Annotated in this window: 15 protein-coding genes; 10 read left to right on the forward strand and 5 right to left on the reverse strand. The window is 66.7% G+C overall.

Annotated features, from left to right (window positions below):
- Window positions 1–6: 6 nt before the first annotated feature.
- The gene (locus HHL15_RS11165; protein WP_328825027.1) at window positions 7–1,962 is read right to left on the reverse strand and encodes a CHASE2 domain-containing protein; all 1,956 of its coding nucleotides are present in this window, start codon (window positions 1,960–1,962) and stop codon (window positions 7–9) included.
- Window positions 1,963–2,057: 95 nt separating this feature from the next.
- Here HHL15_RS11165 and HHL15_RS11170 point away from each other — a divergent pair, with 95 nt between their 5' ends.
- From HHL15_RS11170 to HHL15_RS11180, 3 genes are all read left to right on the forward strand, one after another.
- Entirely contained in the window at window positions 2,058–2,708 is a 651-nt protein-coding gene (locus HHL15_RS11170; protein ID WP_169145838.1) for a Crp/Fnr family transcriptional regulator, read from the forward strand.
- An 83-nt stretch (window positions 2,709–2,791) separates the two neighbouring features.
- Window positions 2,792–2,995: a hypothetical protein gene (locus HHL15_RS11175; RefSeq protein ID WP_169145839.1), complete on the forward strand. Its 204-nt coding sequence runs from the start codon at window positions 2,792–2,794 to the stop codon at window positions 2,993–2,995.
- Window position 2,996: 1 nt separating this feature from the next.
- Window positions 2,997–3,209 (forward strand): hypothetical protein, encoded by a 213-nt coding sequence (locus HHL15_RS11180; RefSeq protein WP_169145840.1) that lies wholly within the window; start codon window positions 2,997–2,999, stop codon window positions 3,207–3,209.
- 75 nt (window positions 3,210–3,284) lie between these two features.
- On the opposite strand, the gene HHL15_RS11185 is transcribed toward HHL15_RS11180, so the two are convergent.
- From HHL15_RS11185 to mnmG, 4 genes are read right to left on the reverse strand one after another with little or no spacing between them, the layout of a single operon-like run.
- Entirely contained in the window at window positions 3,285–4,157 is an 873-nt protein-coding gene (locus HHL15_RS11185) for a ParB/RepB/Spo0J family partition protein (protein WP_169145841.1), read from the reverse strand.
- Window positions 4,158–4,165: 8 nt separating this feature from the next.
- Window positions 4,166–4,936 carry a ParA family protein gene (locus tag HHL15_RS11190; RefSeq protein WP_169145842.1) on the reverse strand — a complete coding sequence of 257 codons (771 nt, stop codon included), beginning with the start codon at window positions 4,934–4,936 and terminating at the stop codon, window positions 4,166–4,168.
- A 4-nt stretch (window positions 4,937–4,940) separates the two neighbouring features.
- Window positions 4,941–5,576: a 16S rRNA (guanine(527)-N(7))-methyltransferase RsmG gene (gene rsmG / locus HHL15_RS11195; protein ID WP_169145843.1), complete on the reverse strand. Its 636-nt coding sequence runs from the start codon at window positions 5,574–5,576 to the stop codon at window positions 4,941–4,943.
- Window positions 5,573–7,477, reverse strand: coding sequence for a tRNA uridine-5-carboxymethylaminomethyl(34) synthesis enzyme MnmG (gene mnmG, locus HHL15_RS11200; RefSeq protein WP_169145844.1), 1,905 nt, complete (start codon window positions 7,475–7,477; stop codon window positions 5,573–5,575). Before mnmG ends, rsmG begins: the two co-directional genes overlap by 4 nt.
- 372 nt (window positions 7,478–7,849) lie before the next feature.
- Here mnmG and HHL15_RS11205 point away from each other — a divergent pair, with 372 nt between their 5' ends.
- From HHL15_RS11205 to HHL15_RS11235, 7 genes are read left to right on the forward strand one after another with little or no spacing between them, the layout of a single operon-like run.
- Window positions 7,850–8,215, forward strand: coding sequence for a response regulator (locus HHL15_RS11205; RefSeq protein ID WP_169145845.1), 366 nt, complete (start codon window positions 7,850–7,852; stop codon window positions 8,213–8,215).
- An 11-nt stretch (window positions 8,216–8,226) separates the two neighbouring features.
- Window positions 8,227–9,504 (forward strand): methyl-accepting chemotaxis protein, encoded by a 1,278-nt coding sequence (locus HHL15_RS11210; protein WP_169145846.1) that lies wholly within the window; start codon window positions 8,227–8,229, stop codon window positions 9,502–9,504.
- A 29-nt stretch (window positions 9,505–9,533) separates the two neighbouring features.
- A complete protein-coding gene (locus HHL15_RS11215) occupies window positions 9,534–9,827 on the forward strand; it encodes an STAS domain-containing protein (RefSeq protein ID WP_206198720.1) in 294 nt (97 codons plus the stop codon).
- 13 nt (window positions 9,828–9,840) lie between these two features.
- Entirely contained in the window at window positions 9,841–12,015 is a 2,175-nt protein-coding gene (locus HHL15_RS11220) for a chemotaxis protein CheA (protein ID WP_169145848.1), read from the forward strand.
- Between the two features lie 26 nt (window positions 12,016–12,041).
- Window positions 12,042–14,498 (forward strand): methyl-accepting chemotaxis protein, encoded by a 2,457-nt coding sequence (locus HHL15_RS11225; protein WP_169145849.1) that lies wholly within the window; start codon window positions 12,042–12,044, stop codon window positions 14,496–14,498.
- A gap of 20 nt (window positions 14,499–14,518) precedes the next feature.
- On the forward strand, window positions 14,519–15,097 hold the full coding sequence (locus HHL15_RS11230) for a chemotaxis protein CheW (protein ID WP_169145850.1): 579 nt from the start codon (window positions 14,519–14,521) through the stop codon (window positions 15,095–15,097).
- Between the two features lie 23 nt (window positions 15,098–15,120).
- Window positions 15,121–15,711: a chemotaxis protein CheD gene (locus HHL15_RS11235; RefSeq protein ID WP_169145851.1), complete on the forward strand. Its 591-nt coding sequence runs from the start codon at window positions 15,121–15,123 to the stop codon at window positions 15,709–15,711.
- Window positions 15,712–15,717 lie beyond the last annotated feature (6 nt).

A 15,717-nucleotide genomic window follows, 5' to 3' on the forward strand; every position in this document is an offset into this window, starting at 1 on the left:
TGATACCTATTTTGTGTCGAGCACGATGCAGTCGTCCCGGTCGGGGAGATTTTCGCCGGCCAGACGGTTGATGACGCGCTGCAAGTAGAAGCGGGTGGGGCCGTCGCCGGGGCACCAGGTGAGGACTTCCGTGAGCCGCTCCCGGGCGCTGCCGGGGGCGCTGACCAGCTCACCGCGGGCGGTTTCGAAGAGTTGCGCGGCGTCGACCGGGATAGCACGGGGGCGGATCTCGTACAGATCCAGCTTGCTCTGCTTGCCGGCGAGCAGGAAGCGGCCGAGCGGACGGGCCTGGCCGGCACCGGGTGCCTCGCCGGTGGCCCGGCAGATCTCGGCCGAGGCGAGGATGCGGGTGCCGAGGGGCTTGTTGGCCCCCTGGATGCGGCTGGCGGTGTTGACGACATCGCCTACCACCCGCAGCTCCCGGTGCCCGGCCGAGCCCACGTCGCCGAGGAAGACCGGGCCCAGGTGCAGGCCGAAACGGGTCGGCAGGGCGGTGTCGTCGTCCAGCGGGGCTTCATTCAAGCGCTGGTGCAGCTCGAGGGCCGCCGCGCGGGCCTGGCGGCAGGCGTCGGCGGGGTGCTTGTCGATCAGCCACAGGCACATGGCGGAGTCGCCGACGATGTCCATCACGTGGCCGCCGTGGGCTTCGATGACCGGGATGAACACCGAGAAGTAGCGGTTCAGGGTTTCCCGGGTGGTGGCGGGGTTCATGCGCTCGGAAAGGCTGGTGTAGGCCTCGATGTCGCTGCACAAGCAGACGCCCTGCACGCTGCGCCCCTCGGCATGGCCGGCCAGCAGGGTGGCCAGCTTTTCGCTGCCCTGGCGGCTGAGGCCCAGCTCCAGGGCTTTTTCGAGCATCCGCTCGCGGCGGCGGTTGGCGCGCAGATGCAGGCCCAGCCCGAGGGCGCCACTGAGGAGCGGGGCGATGATGCCGGGGAGGATGACCGGCAGCCACAGGTTCAGGGCGCCGAAGCTCCAGGCCGCGGCGATGACCCAGGCCGCGCCCAGGGCGAGGCTCAGGCCCACCGCGATGCCGGTGCGGGCGCGTTGCCAGAGCAGGGTCAGAGCGGCGCACCAGGCCAGCACGGCGAGCAGCTGGTCGAGCTCTCCGGGCCGGCGCAGGCCGCTGCCGTCGAGCAGGTTGGCCAGCGCCGTGCCGCACAGCTCGACGCCGCTCAGGTCGAGCCCGTCGGCGGTGCTGTAGGGAGTATGGAAGATGTCGGCCTGCCGGGACTGGTTGAACTCCGAAAAGCCGACCAGCACGGCCTTGCCACGGAAGGCGGCCTCGCCGGCGACCGGGTCGGCGATCAGCTCCAGGGCCCGGGCGTAGGGGATGGTGTTGAGGGTGCCGAGGGGACCATACAGGTTGAGCGGGCGCCGCCGGATGTCCGGTGCCGGCGAGATGGCGGCGGGCGAGCCGGCGGTCATCAGCTGGGCCATCAGCATGGGCAGGGACGGATGGTCGCCGATGCTCGGCACGAAGCCCCAGAACTCGATGACGCCGTCCGGAGTCTTGGGCATCAGGAAGGGGCCGCTGGCCCAGGCGGCGTCGGCCAGCAGCGGCAGGGGCCGGGTGATCCGGTCCACGTGGGCGACCACCTTGCCATCCGGGCCGGGGACGCCCTCGCGGGTCACGCCCTCCATCAGGACCACGTTGCCGGCGCGCTGCAGGGCGGTGGCGAGGGCGCGGTCGGTGTCCGCCTCGCGGGCCCGCTCGAAGAGGATGTCGAAGCCGATGACGCGGGCGCCGCGGGCGGCGAGCCCCTCCACCAGGCGTGCGTGCAGGTGGCGGGGCCAGCGTTCCGGACGTTCGGATTGCCCCAGGGCCCGGGCCGAGCCGGAATCGAGGGTTATAATCACGACTTCCGCGGGAGGCGGGCGAACGCCCCTCAAGGTATACAAGAGATCGAGGCCGGCACCCTGTTCAAGGTTCCGGACCGGCGACAACATCAGGGCGGCCATCGTCAGGAGCGAGGCCAGCAGCAGTCCGAATGGTTTTTTGTCCAAGCGTGGCAAGAATTTAGTCTCTGCAGGGAACGGTCATCGAGGGGAAAGTTGTGAAGTATCTGGATCGGGTGGATCTGTTCGAGGGGCTGACCGACGAGCATGCCGAGTTGCTGATGGAGCGCTCGCGCGTGCGGACATTTGCAGCCAATACCATCGTGGTGTCCGAAGGCGACGAGGGCAACAGCCTGTTCGTCGTGCAGAGTGGCGCCCTGAAGGCCTTTCTCACCGACAATGCGGGGCGCGAGGTGACGCTGTCACTGCTCGATCCGGGCGATTACTTCGGTGAGCTGGCCCTGCTCGACGAGGCGCCCAGGTCTGCTTCGGTGGCCGCCGTGACCAAGAGCGAAGTATTGCAGATTCCGCGGACGGCGTTTCTTGCGCTGATCGAAGTTCATCCCGCCTGCATGCAGATCGTGGTGCGCAACCTGGTTGGACGCATCCGCACGCTGACCGAGAGCGTGCGGTCGCTGGCGCTGGTGGATGTTTTCGGGCGGATCTCGCGGGTCTTCAACTCGCTGGCCGTCGAGAAGGATGGCGTCATGCAGATCGACCGCCGCCTGACCCAGCAGGATCTGGCCAACATGGTGGGGGCATCCCGCGAGATGGTGAACCGCATCCTCCGCGACCTGGTGTCGGGCGGCTACGTGGAGCTCGAGCAGCACCGCATCATCATCTGCCGCAAGCTGCCCCAGAACTGGTGACGGGGCGATAAAAACCCTGCTGATGAAGAGGTAATTTTTCTCCTGGGATCTACACTGTAAGTGGACATCAAGGGAGAAAGATAATGTGCTTCATCGATTCGCCGATCAGCCGCTGCGAAGCGGTCCGCGAGATGGTCCTGACCGACCAGACTCAACGCCAATGTGCCGCCGAGCATGAGTGTCCGCCCGGCCGGCAGTGCCCGCTGGATGGTTGCTTTGCTGAAACCTCCGGCATCACGGAAGAGGTCACCCTGCGCGAGCTTGCGCTGGCCCACCCCACAGCCTGAAATGGCCAACCGGACTCTTGGAACCCGCCAGAAGCTCGTTTTCCGTGGCCCCGACCAAGGGCCGGGGCGGGCTGCGCCCAAGAGGCCACGCAATCCGCTGGTCGTGCCTGCACTGCAGCGCAAGGCCGGGCCCCACGACACGTCGCAGGGCGCCAAGCGCCAGGCTGGCAAACGTTCGCTGATCCGCCAGTTGCTGGGGAAGGAAGAGGCCTGAAGAGGCTTGGAACGGCCGGGCCGGCCCCGGCCGGCTGCGGCGTGGGGCCAGGGCCTCGGGCTCGGTGCTTCAGACTCAGGACTTCAGGTTGAGCCGCTCCAGCAGCCCGTCCAGTTGATCCAGGCTGCCGAACTGGATCGTCACCGCGCCGGCGCCCTTCTTGTTGGCCTTGATCTTCACGGTGGCGCCGATGCGGTCGGCGATATCTTCTTCAAGACGCAGGATGTCCCTGTCCGGCGCGGGCGCTTCGGTCTTGGCCTTTGGGTTGAGGGCCTGGTGGACCAGGCGCTCGGTTTCCCGCACTGACAGGCCGCGGGCGGCGATCAGGTTGGCGAGGCCGACCTGGGCGGCACCGTCGAGGGGCAGCAGGGCCCGCGCGTGGCCCATGTCGATGTCGCCGGCCATCAGCAGTTCCTGGACCTGGGGCGCCAGCTGCAGCAGGCGCAGCAGGTTGGAGGCGGCCGGGCGGGAGCGCCCGACGGCGTCGGCGGCCTGCTGGTGGGTCATCTCGAATTCATCGATGAGGCGCTGGATGCCGGCCGCTTCTTCCAGGGGGTTGAGGTCTTCCCGCTGGATGTTCTCGATCAGGGACATGGCCAGCGCGGCCTCGTCCGGGATCTCCCGCACCAGGCAGGGCACATTGGCCAGTCCGGCGAGTTGCGCGGCGCGCCAGCGGCGCTCGCCGGCGATGATCTCGTAGCGTTTGGCGTCGAAGAGGCCGCCGATGGGGCGCACCAGGATGGGTTGCATCACCCCCTGGGTCTTGACCGATGCCGCCAGCTCTTCGAGGGAGCCGGGGTCCATGCGGGTCCGAGGCTGGTACTTGCCGGGCTGCAGGTCGGCGGCGGAGAGGTTCTGCAGTTCGCCTTCTGCCTGCTCCGGGTCGTTGTTGGCGGCGAGGAGGGCGTCCAGGCCGCGGCCGAGGCCTTTGAGTTTGGGAGGTGCCATCTTGGGGTTCAGAGAGTCTTGACGCGCTCGATCATTTCCCTGGCGAAGGCCAGGTAGGCCTGGGCGCCCTTGGCGCTGCGGTCGAAGACCACGCCGGGGATGCCGTGGCTGGGCGCCTCGGCCAGGCGTACGTTGCGCGGTACGATGGCCTTGAACACCTTGTCACCGAAGTGGCTTTCGAGCTGGGCGGAGACCTGTTGCTGGAGGGTTACCCGGGGGTCGAACATGACCCGCAGGAGCCCGATGATGGACAGGTCGCGGTTGAGGTTGGCGTGCACCTTCTTGATCGAGTTGACCAGGTCGGAGAGGCCTTCCAGGGCGTAGTACTCGCACTGCATGGGGATGACCACGCCGTGGGCCACGCACAGGCCGTTGAGGGTCAGCAGCGACAGGGAGGGCGGGCAGTCGATGAGCACGAAGTCGTACTCGGACTGGTGCAGGGCCAGGGCGTCGCGCAGGCGGTTCTCACGGCGGTCGAGGCCGACCAGCTCGACTTCGGCGCCGGCCAGGTCGCGGTTGGCGGGAATCACGTCGAAACCGCCGGATTCGGAGCGGACCCGCGCCTCGGCGACGGTGCACAGGCCGACCAGAAGGTGATAGACCGACTTGCTCAGGCTGCGCTTGTCGATGCCGCAGCCCATGGTGGCGTTGCCCTGGGGGTCGAGGTCTACCAGCAGCACGCGCTGGCCGGCAGAGGCAAGGCCGGCGGCCAGATTGACACAGGTGGTGGTCTTGCCGACGCCACCCTTCTGGTTGGCAATGCAGAAAATGCGGGCCATGGGCTCAGGTCCGTTTCACGATGATGAGGTGGCGTTCCGCGTCCAGGCCGGGGACGTGCAGCGGCAGGCTGGCGTCGAGGACGAAGCCCTGGGGGATGCGGGCGATCTCGTCGGCCGGATACACCCCCTTCATGGCAAGGATGCGGGTGTCGGGGCCGGCCAGGTGGGCGGTGAGGTTCACGAAGTCGGCCAGGTCGGCGAAGGCGCGGGAGATGATCCCGTCGGGGGCGTCCGGCGCGTAGGCGGGACGCCAGTTCTCGATGCGGGCGTGGTGGGCGCGGAAGTTGGGCAGCTTGAGCTCGATCTTCGCCTGGTTCTGGAAGGTCGCCTTCTTCTGCACCGTCTCGACCGAATCCACCTGCAGGTCGGGGCGGCAGATGGCCAGCACCACGCCGGGCAGGCCGCCGCCGGAACCCACATCCACCAGCCGCGTGATGCCGTCGAGCTGCGGCAGCACCGACAGGGAATCCAGCAGGTGGTGGGAAACCACCTGGGCTTCGTCGCGGATGGCGGTGAGGTTGTAAACCTTGTTCCACTTGATCAGCAGCTGGCCGAAGGCCAGCAGGCGGGCCGGCGCGTCGGCGGGCAGGCTGAGGCCGAGGGCGGTGATGCCCTGTTCGAGGGTCTGCAGGGCGTTCATGCGGATCTTTGCTCCCGGCCGCGGGCCAGCTCGCTGCGCTTGAGCCACACCAGCAGCAGGCTGATGGCTGCCGGGGTGATGCCCTGGATGCGGCTGGCCTGGCCGATGGTCTCGGGTTTGTGCTGGTTGAGGCGGCCCTGGACCTCCTTGGACAGGCCGCGCACGGTGGCGTAGTCCAGGTCTGCGGGCAGGCGGGTGGCCTCGGCGTCGGCCTGGCGGGCGACTTCGTCCAGCTGGCGGTCGATGTAGCCCTGGTATTTGGCGGCGATCTCGAGCTGCTCGACCACCTGTGGATCGGTCTCGGGGGCTTCGGGGGCGCAGGGCAGGGTCATCAGGGCTGCGTAGCTCACGCCCGGGCGGCGCAGCAGATCGAAGAAGGAGTATTCCCGTTCGATGGACTTGCCGAGCACGGCCTCGGCGGCCTCGGCCGGCACCTTGACGGGGGTGGCCCAGGTGGCGCGCAGGCGGGCCGTTTCGCGGTCGATGGCTTCGCGTTTGGCGCAGAAGGCGGCCCAGCGGATGTCGTCCACCAGGCCCAGGCGGCGGCCGGCTTCGGTCAGGCGCAGGTCGGCGTTGTCCTCCCGCAGGCTCAGGCGGAATTCGGCGCGGGAGGTGAACATGCGGTAGGGCTCGGTGACGCCGCGGGTGATCAGGTCGTCGGCCAGCACGCCCAGGTAGGCTTCGTCCCGGCGCGGGCACCAGGCCTCCTGGCCCTTGACCTGCAGGGCGGCATTGAGGCCGGCCAGCAGGCCCTGGGCAGCGGCTTCCTCGTAGCCGGTGGTGCCGTTGATCTGGCCGGCGAAGAAAAGCCCGCCGATGGACTTGGTCTCGAGGCTGGACTTGAGGTTGCGCGGGTCGAAGTAGTCGTACTCGATGGCGTAGCCGGGGCGCAGGATGTGGCAGTTTTCCAGGCCCTTGATCGAGCGCACGATGTCCAGCTGGACGTCGAAGGGCAGGCTGGTGGAGATCCCGTTGGGGTAGATCTCGTGGGTGTCGAGGCCTTCGGGCTCGAGGAAGACGTGGTGGCTGTCCTTGTCCGCGAAGCGGTGGATCTTGTCCTCGATGCTCGGGCAGTAGCGCGGGCCGACCCCTTCGATCACGCCCGAATACATGGGCGAGCGGTCGAGGTTGGCGCGGATGATGTCGTGGGTGCGGCTGTTGGTGCTGGTGATCCAGCAGGGCAGCTGGCGCGGGTGCTGGCCGGCCTGGCCGAGGAAGCTGAAGACCGGTACCGGGTCGTCGCCGGGCTGCACTTCCATGACCGAGAAGTCGATGCTCCGCGCATCCAGGCGCGGCGGCGTGCCGGTCTTGAGGCGGCCCTGGGGCAGGGCGAGTTCCTTGAGGCGCTCGCCCAGGCTGATCGCTGGCGGGTCGCCGGCGCGGCCGGCGGAGTAGTGCTGCAGGCCCACGTGGATCAGGCCATTGAGGAAGGTGCCGGCGGTCAGCACCACGGTGGGCGCCTCGAAGCGCAGGCCGATCTGGGTGACCACGCCGGTGACCCGGTCGCCGACCACGGTGATGTCGTCCACGGCCTGTTGAAACAGGGACAGGTTGGGCTGGTTCTCGAGGCGCCTGCGGATGGCCGCCTTGTACAGCACCCGGTCGGCCTGGGCGCGGGTGGCGCGCACGGCCGGGCCCTTGCTTGCATTGAGGATGCGGAACTGGATGCCGCTCTCGTCGGTGGCCGCGGCCATGGCGCCCCCCAAGGCATCCACTTCCTTGACCAGGTGACCCTTGCCGATCCCGCCGATGGACGGGTTGCAGCTCATCTGGCCGAGGGTCTCGATGTTGTGGGTGAGCAGCAGGGTTGCGCACCCGGCCCGGGCGGCCGCCAGGGCGGCTTCGGTACCGGCATGGCCGCCGCCGACAACAATGACGTCGAATCGGGTGGGATGAAGCATGGGATGAACCGGGAGAAGCGGGATCGGGGGAGCCGAATGATACGACCTTGCGCTGCAAAAAGACAGGGCCGGGTTGCCCGTGTGTGTAGAAAACAGGCGGATTTACAACGGCTTATGTGAGTTTTCCTGAGATTTTGCGGGGCGGCGCCCTGCGGCGTCCCGGGCTGGATGTGTCAATGAGGAATTGATATTCCTTTTTGTTTCATATAACAATTTATTGCGATTTTTCTCAAGTTTGGTATTCCAAGTCCGTAGAGCCTTGTAACAGAAAGGGTGCCGGACATGGCCGGATTGGCCTCCGGCGCCCTTTTCATCCAGTTCGATACGTTGTTCCGGGGATGTTGTCTGCATGCCCTGGGAGGGAGTGATTACGTGAAAACGATCATGCTGGTGGATGATTCCGCCACTGTGCTGCTGTCCATTTCGGGCATTCTGACCAAGGCGGGTTTCCAGGTCGTCACCGCCAACAGTGCCGAGGACGGCCAGAAGAAGTTGGCCGGCGGCACCAAGCCCGACCTGCTGATCACCGACCTCAACATGCCGGGCATGAACGGGATCGAGTTCATCAAGGTGGTGCGGCAGAAGGCCGAGCTGCGCTTCATGCCTATCCTGTTCCTGACCACCGAGTCGCAGCAGGCAAAGCGTGCCGAGGCGAAGGCCGCGGGTGCGTCGGGCTGGATCGTCAAGCCCGCCACGGCGGATACGCTGCTCAATACGATTAAGCTGGTCTTGCGCTGAGCGACCGGGACATGGGCGGGAGCAGCAAGTCCTGGCAGCGCATCGTCCTGCTGTCTGTCGTGACCGCGACCGGGGTGTTCGCTGCGGTCTATCTCGGCGACACGTTCTACCATGAGCTTCTCGAAGGGCTGGGCTTCAGCCATTCCATGGGTGACGCCCTCGGTGCCGCGCTGGCGGTGATCCTGGCCTTCGTCGTCCATCACGCCTTGTCTGTTGCGCGCTACCACGACGCCATTTATGGCGTGGAACTTGAGCTGGGCAAGGAGCGTGAGGTCATCGGGCAGCACCAGGCGGTTGCCGTGGAGGTCGGGAAGTCCCTCGACCAGGTGCCCCACCTCAACAGCATCCTGGTCGGCCAGTTGAACGCGGTGACCGAGCAGACCGAGAGCGCCGCCTTCGGCATGGTCGAACGGCTGCAGGCGGTGGATGCCGTGGTGCGCAGGCTCGACGAGGTGGTCCAGAATTTCTCGGACGAGTCCTCCCACATCGTCGATGAGGCCAACAACCGGGCGGCCCGCAACCAGGAAACCCTCGAGGCCCTGCAGCGCTACATCCATTCCCGCCTCGAGAACGTCAGCGAGGAGCAGGAGCATGTGATGTCGGCCCTCAACGAGGCCAAGTCGTTGGCCCAGTTCGTCAATCTGGTCCGCGACATTTCCGGCCAGACCAACCTGCTGGCGCTCAATGCGGCCATCGAGGCGGCCCGCGCCGGCGAGGCGGGGCGCGGCTTTGCGGTGGTGGCCGACGAAGTGCGCAAGCTGGCCGGGCAGACCGATCAGGCGGTGCTGAAGATCAACGAAGGCATCGGCCGGGTGGTGAGCACCATCGAGTCGAAGTTCCAGGCGCAGCTGGATCAGACCATCTCCAACGCCGAAGAGGATGCCCTGCGTACCGTGGTGGTCCAGTTCGGCGAGGTCAGCGAGAGCTACAACCAACTGCTGTCCCACGAGAGCCGGATGCTTTCCGTGATCCGCGAGTCCAGTGGGCAGCTTGGGGCCATGTTCATGGAGACCATGGCCGGCGTGCAGTTCCAGGATGTGACGCGGCAGCAGGTGGGGCACGTGATCGAGGCCCTGGAGCGTCTCGACGAGCATGTACTCAAGCTGTCGGCCTGCCTGTCCGGCCAGGGCGCGGTGAGCGACATCCCGGCCATGACCGAGCAGATCGACCGGTTGTTTGAAAGCTATGTGATGCAGCGGGAGCGTGACGAGCATGCGCGCCGCAGCGGTCGTGCCGCGCCTGCCGTGGCCAGCGGTGGCGGCGATGGTCCGCCGGTCGAGCTGTTCTGAGCCTGCCCGCGCTCAGGATGGAGAAAAAGATGAATGTGATCCGCAAGGCCTTCCACGAGGATTTCACGATCTACCGGGTGGCCGAACTCAAACCGCTGCTGCTCGACACCGTCGCTGAAGGCGAACGCATAGAACTCGACCTGTCCGGCGTGGAGCACATGGACTCGGCAGGCTGCCAGCTGCTGATGCTGGTCAAGCGCGAAGCCAGCGTCGCAGGCAAGACCCTGGCCATCGTGGCCCACAGCCCGGCGGTGCAATCCCTGATCGAGTTCTACAACCTCGCCGCCTGGTTCGGCGACCCTCTCGTTGTGGCTGCGCAATAGCGGCAGAACCATCATGGACGAACTCAAGCAAGTCTTCGTGCAGGAAAGCGGCGAGCAGCTCGACGCCCTGGAAGCCCTGTTGCTGGAGCTGGAGAACCGGCCCGACGACGAAACCACGCTGAACGGCATCTTCCGCGCAGCCCACACCATCAAGGGGGCCGCCGGCATGGTGGAGGCGGCCGCCGTGGAGGCCTTTGCCCACGTGGTCGAGAACGTGCTCGACCGCCTGCGCAACCACGAGATCGAGGTCACCACCGAGCTGGCCGCGCTGATGCTGGCCTGCACCGACCAGCTGCGGGTGCTGGTGGCCGCCGAGGCCGGGGCCGCCGACAAGGACGAAGCGCAGATCGCCGCCGATTCGGCCCGCCTGCTCGAGCGGCTGAACGCCTACGGGCCGGCCGGGCAGCATGCGGCGGGCAGCCCGCGGGTGGTCGAACCGGACGTGCAGCGCATTCCGTCCCCCCAGGCCGGGCACAACTGCTGGCACCTCTCCGTGCGTTTCGGGCCGGATGTGCTGCGCCAGGGCATGGACCCGGAGAACTTCCTGCGTTTCCTTGAGACGGTGGGCAACATCCGCCATCTGGAAACCCTGGCCGACAGCATGCCGGCCGCGGAGGTGATGGATCCGGAGCTGTGCTACCTGGGCTTCGAGATCGCCCTCGAATCGGCTGCCGACAAGCAGGCCATCGAGGACGTCTTTGCCTTCGTGCGCGATGAATGCCAGCTTGCCATCCTGCCCCCCAACAGCAAGGTGGGCGACTACCTCGAGCTGATCGAGAGCCTGCCCGAAGACAGCCTGCGCCTGGGCGAGATCCTGGTGCGGGTGGGCGCCCTGACCGCCGACGAGTTGGCCGAGGGCCTGCGTGCCCAGTCCGGCCCGGCTGCCGGGGAGATGGCCCAGGAGGCCAGGCAGATCGGCGAGATCCTGGTGGCCCAGCACGTGGTGCAGCCGGAGCTGGTGGCCGCGGCTGTGGCCAAGCAGACCCAGGTCAGTGAAAAGAAGGCCCACGATGCCAAGCTGATCCGCGTGCCGGCGGACAAGCTTGACCACCTCATCAACCTGGTCGGGGAACTGGTGATCGCCGGCGCGGCGACCAGCCTGTTGTCCCACAGCCGGCGCGACGGCGAGCTGATCGAGTCCGCCTCGCTGCTGACCCGCCTGGTCGAGGAGATCCGCGATGCCTCCCTGCAGCTGCGCACGGTGCAGATCGGCGAGACCTTCAACCGCTTCCAGCGCCTGGTGCGGGACGCCTGCAAGGACCTGGGCAAGGACGTGGAGCTGCTGATCTCGGGCGGTGAGACCGAGCTGGACAAGTCCATCGTCGAGAAGATCGGCGACCCCCTGATGCACTTGGTGCGCAATTCCCTCGACCACGGCATCGAGGCGCCGGCGGTGCGCGAGGCCGCCGGCAAGAACCCGCGCGGCAGCCTGTCGCTCAACGCCTTTCACGACGCCGGCAATATCGTCATCGAAGTGACCGACGATGGCGCCGGCCTGAACCGCGACAGAATCCTGGCCAAGGCCATCGAGCGTGGGCTGGTTGATGCAGAAGCCCACCTGTCCGATCGGGAAGTCTATGACCTGATCTTCGCCCCAGGCCTGTCCACCGCCGAGCAGGTCACCAACCTGTCCGGCCGCGGGGTGGGCATGGACGTGGTGCGCCGGAACCTGCAGGCCCTGCGTGGCACCATCAACGTGGACAGCCAGCCGGGCAGGGGCACCCGCCTGACTCTGCGCCTGCCGCTGACCCTGGCCATCATCGATGGCTTCCTGGTCGTGTCGGCCAACCGCTCCTATGTGATCCCGCTGGACGCCGTGGTCGAGTGCATTGAACGGCCGGTGGCGGAGCACGACCGCAATTATTTCAACCTGCGCGGCCAGGTCCTGCCGGCTGTGTGCCTGCGCGAGAGCTTCAACCTGCCCGGCGAGCGGCCGACCCGCGAGAGCGTGGTGGTGGTGCAGTACGCCGGCCAGCGCGCCGGCATCGTGGTGGACCGCCTGGCCGGCGAACTGCAGGCGGTGATCAAGCCCCTCGGGGCGATCTTCCGCCACCTGCAGGGCATCGGCGGATCGACCATCCTGGGCAGCGGCGAAGTGGCCCTGATTCTCGACATATCCGCCCTCATCAAGATTTCCGGCCAGGCAGAACAACGCCTCCTGGCCAGACCCGAACAACGTAGCGCCTGAACCTTCTGCATCATCCGGAGACCATCATGTTCAAGAACCTCAAGATCGGAGTTCGCCTGGGACTGGGATTTGCCTTTGTCCTCGTCCTGCTGGCAACGATCTCCATCGTGTCGATCTCGCGTATCAACATCCTCAATGGGCAGGTGGTCCAGCTCGCCGAGGAGCGCCTGCCGAAGATCGTGCAGACGGAGGAGGTCCGCCTCAACGTCCAGCTCATCGGACGGGGGGTGCGCAACATGATCATGAGCACCGACAAGGCTGCGGAAAAAAAGCAGCTCGAGGACATCGCCAAGTACCGCAGTCGTAACGTGCAGATCCTCGAGGAAATGGCGCCGATGGTGCATACCGAGAAGGGTAAGGCGCTCCTGGCCAAGACCCAGGAGGCCCGTGCCCGTTTCAACGCGGTGGTGGAGCGCCTGCTGCCGATCGCTGATACGTCGTCACCCCAATACAACCAGGACAAGGCCGTGCAACTGCTGTTCGGGGAATATAGCGAGGTGGCGGCGGCCTACAACGGGGCCCTTGAGGAGTTTTCCAAGTTCCAGGTGGTGGGTGCGAAGACCACGGGTGAGGTTGCTGTCGAACTGTCTGCAGCAGCCCAGACCTTGTTGATTTCGCTGTCCGTGCTGGCCATTGTGCTGGCTGTCGTGATCGCCCTTCTGCTGACCCGCAGCATCACCCGCCCGGTGAGCCAGGTCGTGGATGCCGCCAAGAAGATGGCAGTGGGCGACTTCAGCTTCAGCCTGACAAGCGATGCGAAGGATGAGGTCGGCCAGGTTGTGAATGCAGTGGCGGCGGTGCAACGAGCGGTGCAAGCCATGGCAACCGACGCCTCGATGCTGTCCAAGGCTGCGGTGGAGGGCCGCCTGGCCACCCGCGCCGATGCCAGCAAGCACCAGGGCGATTTCCGCAAGATCGTGGAAGGGGTGAACGACACCCTGGACGCAGTGATCGGGCCGCTCAACGTGGCGGCCAACTACGTGGACCGCATCTCCAAGGGCGATATCCCGGCCAAGATCAGCGACAGCTACAACGGCGACTTCAACCTCATCAAGAACAACCTGAACACCTGCATTGAAGCGGTGGACAAGCTCGTTGCCGATGCCATCCTGCTGTCCAAGGCCGCGGTCGAGGGTCGTCTGGCGACGCGTGCCGATGCCGGCCAGCACCAGGGCGATTTCCGCAAGATCGTGGAAGGCGTCAATAACACCCTGGACGCGGTGATCGGCCCCCTGAACGTGGCGGCCAACTACGTGGACCGTATTTCCAAGGGCGACATCCCGGCGAAGATCACCGACAGCTACAACGGTGACTTCAACCTCATCAAGAACAACCTGAACACCTGCGTCGAGGCGGTGAACAAGCTGGTGGCCGACGCCAACCTGCTGTCCGCGGCAGCCATCGCAGGCCGCCTGGAGACCCGTGCCGACGCTACCCAGCACCAGGGCGACTTCCGCAAGATCGTGGATGGCGTGAATGGCACCCTGGATGCCATCGTCGGCCCGATCAACGAGGTGCGCCGCATCATGAGCGCCATCGAGCAGGGCGACCTGACCCAGAACATCGTCAACGACTACCAGGGTGACTTCAAGGCGCTCAAGGAAGCGGTGAACAACACCGTCGCCAAGCTCTCCGACACCATCACCCAGGTGCGTACCGCGGCTGACGCGCTGACCAACGCCTCCGGTCAGGTCTCGGCCACCGCCCAGAGCCTGTCCCAGTCCTCGTCCGAGCAGGCGGCCAGCGTGGAGGAGTCGTCCGCGTCGGTCGAGCAGATGTCGGCCTCCATCAACCAGAACGCCGAGAACGCCAAGGTCACCGACAACATGGCCTCCAAGGCCGCGGTGGAAGCCACCGAGGGCGGCGACGCGGTGAAGAACACCGTGGATGCGATGAAGAAGATCGCCCAGAAGATCGGCATCATCGACGACATCGCCTACCAGACCAACCTGCTGGCCCTCAACGCGGCTATCGAGGCGGCCCGTGCCGGCGAGCATGGCAAGGGCTTCGCGGTGGTGGCGGCCGAAGTACGCAAGCTGGCCGAGCGCAGCCAGGTGGCGGCGCAGGAGATCGGCGGCCTGGCGGGCGACTCGGTGGGCCTGGCCGAGCGTGCCGGGCACCTGCTCGACGAGATCGTGCCGTCGATCCGCAAGACGTCCGACCTGGTCCAGGAGATCGCCTCGGCCTCCCAGGAGCAGTCTTCCGGCGTGGCGCAGATCAACAACGCGATGAACCAGCTCAACCAGGCCACCCAGCAGAACGCCTCGGCGTCCGAGGAGCTGGCAGCCACCGCCGAAGAGCTGGGCGGCCAGGCCGAACAGCTGCAGCAGCTGATGCAGTTCTTCACCATCGACGAACGCAGCATGGGGCGCAGCCTCGTCCAGGCTCCGTCGATGGCCGGTGCGCGCCCCGCGGCCAGGCCCAGGGCAGCGGCCCGGGTGGCGGGCTTCGCCTTCAACGAGAGTGACTTCGAGAAGTTCTGAGGGGTGAAAGGAGTCCGGCCATGAGCATCCCATCCACCCCGGCGGGCCTGCCTGCCACGGGCGCCGCCAAGGCGCCGGTGGCTGTCGAGGCCAGCCCTGCCCAGTACCTCACCTTTCAGCTCGGCGGCGAGATGTTTGCCGTGGGCATTCTCAATATCAAGGAGATCATCGAGTACGGCTCCGTCACCGAAATCCCCATGGTGCCGCCCTTCATCCGCGGGGTGATCAACCTGCGCGGGGCGGTGGTGCCGGTGATCGACCTGGCCAGCCGCTTCGGCGGAAAGCGCTCCGAAGTGTCGCGCCGCACCTGCATCGTGATCATCGAACTGGCCGAAGGCGAGGAGCGCCAGGACATCGGTGTGGTGGTGGATTCGGTGTCCGAAGTGCTGGAGATCCCGGCGTCGGAAATCGAGCCGCCGCCGGCCTTCGGGGCGCGCATCCGGGCCGACTTCATCAAGGGCATGGGCAAGGTGAACGGCAGGTTCGTGATCATCCTGGACGTGGCCAAGGTGCTGTCGGTGGATGAGATCGCCTCGCTCTCCCATCTCGCCGGCGATGCCACCGGAGATGCCCTTGCGGGCAGCGCCGGTCAGGCCTGAGGCGGCAGCCCGCGCCGATGGCCATGGACTACGCGAGTCTGCCGGCCCGTGAGATCGAGCGCCTGTCCCGCAATGTGCCGCCCGGCGCCTGGGCGGTGGAGCGGGAGAGGCCGCTGTCCACGCTGCTGGGTTCCTGCGTGGCAGTGTGCCTGTTCGATGCCCAGGCGCGTATCGGCGGCCTCAACCATTTCATGCTGCCCAACCTGCAGCGCAGCGCCCACAGCGAGGTGGACTCGCTGCTGGCCGGCGACTACGCCATGGAGGCCTTGCTCAACGCCCTGCTGGCCCAGGGCGCGCGCAAGCCGAGGATCCAGGCCAAGGCCTTCGGCGGCGGCACCATCATCGAGACCTCCGGCCAGTCCCTGGCCATCGGGCAGCGCAACGCGCACTTCGCCCGCGAGTGGCTGAAGCGAGAGGGCATCCCGGTGATCGCCTCGGATTTCCTGGGGCCGTGGTCGCGCAAGGTGCTGTTCCTGCCCTCCGTCGGCGATGCGTGGTGCAAGCGCATCGTCACCTCCCATGCCACGGCGGAAGTGATCGCCCGCGAGGAGCGGGCCTACGCCGCCACGCTGGCGGCGCCCAAGACGCCGGACGACAACGTGGAACTGTTCTGAGACTGC

Origin of the sequence: Zoogloea dura (genome assembly GCF_012927165.1) — a bacterium.
Lineage (GTDB): Bacteria > Pseudomonadota > Gammaproteobacteria > Burkholderiales > Rhodocyclaceae > Zoogloea > Zoogloea dura.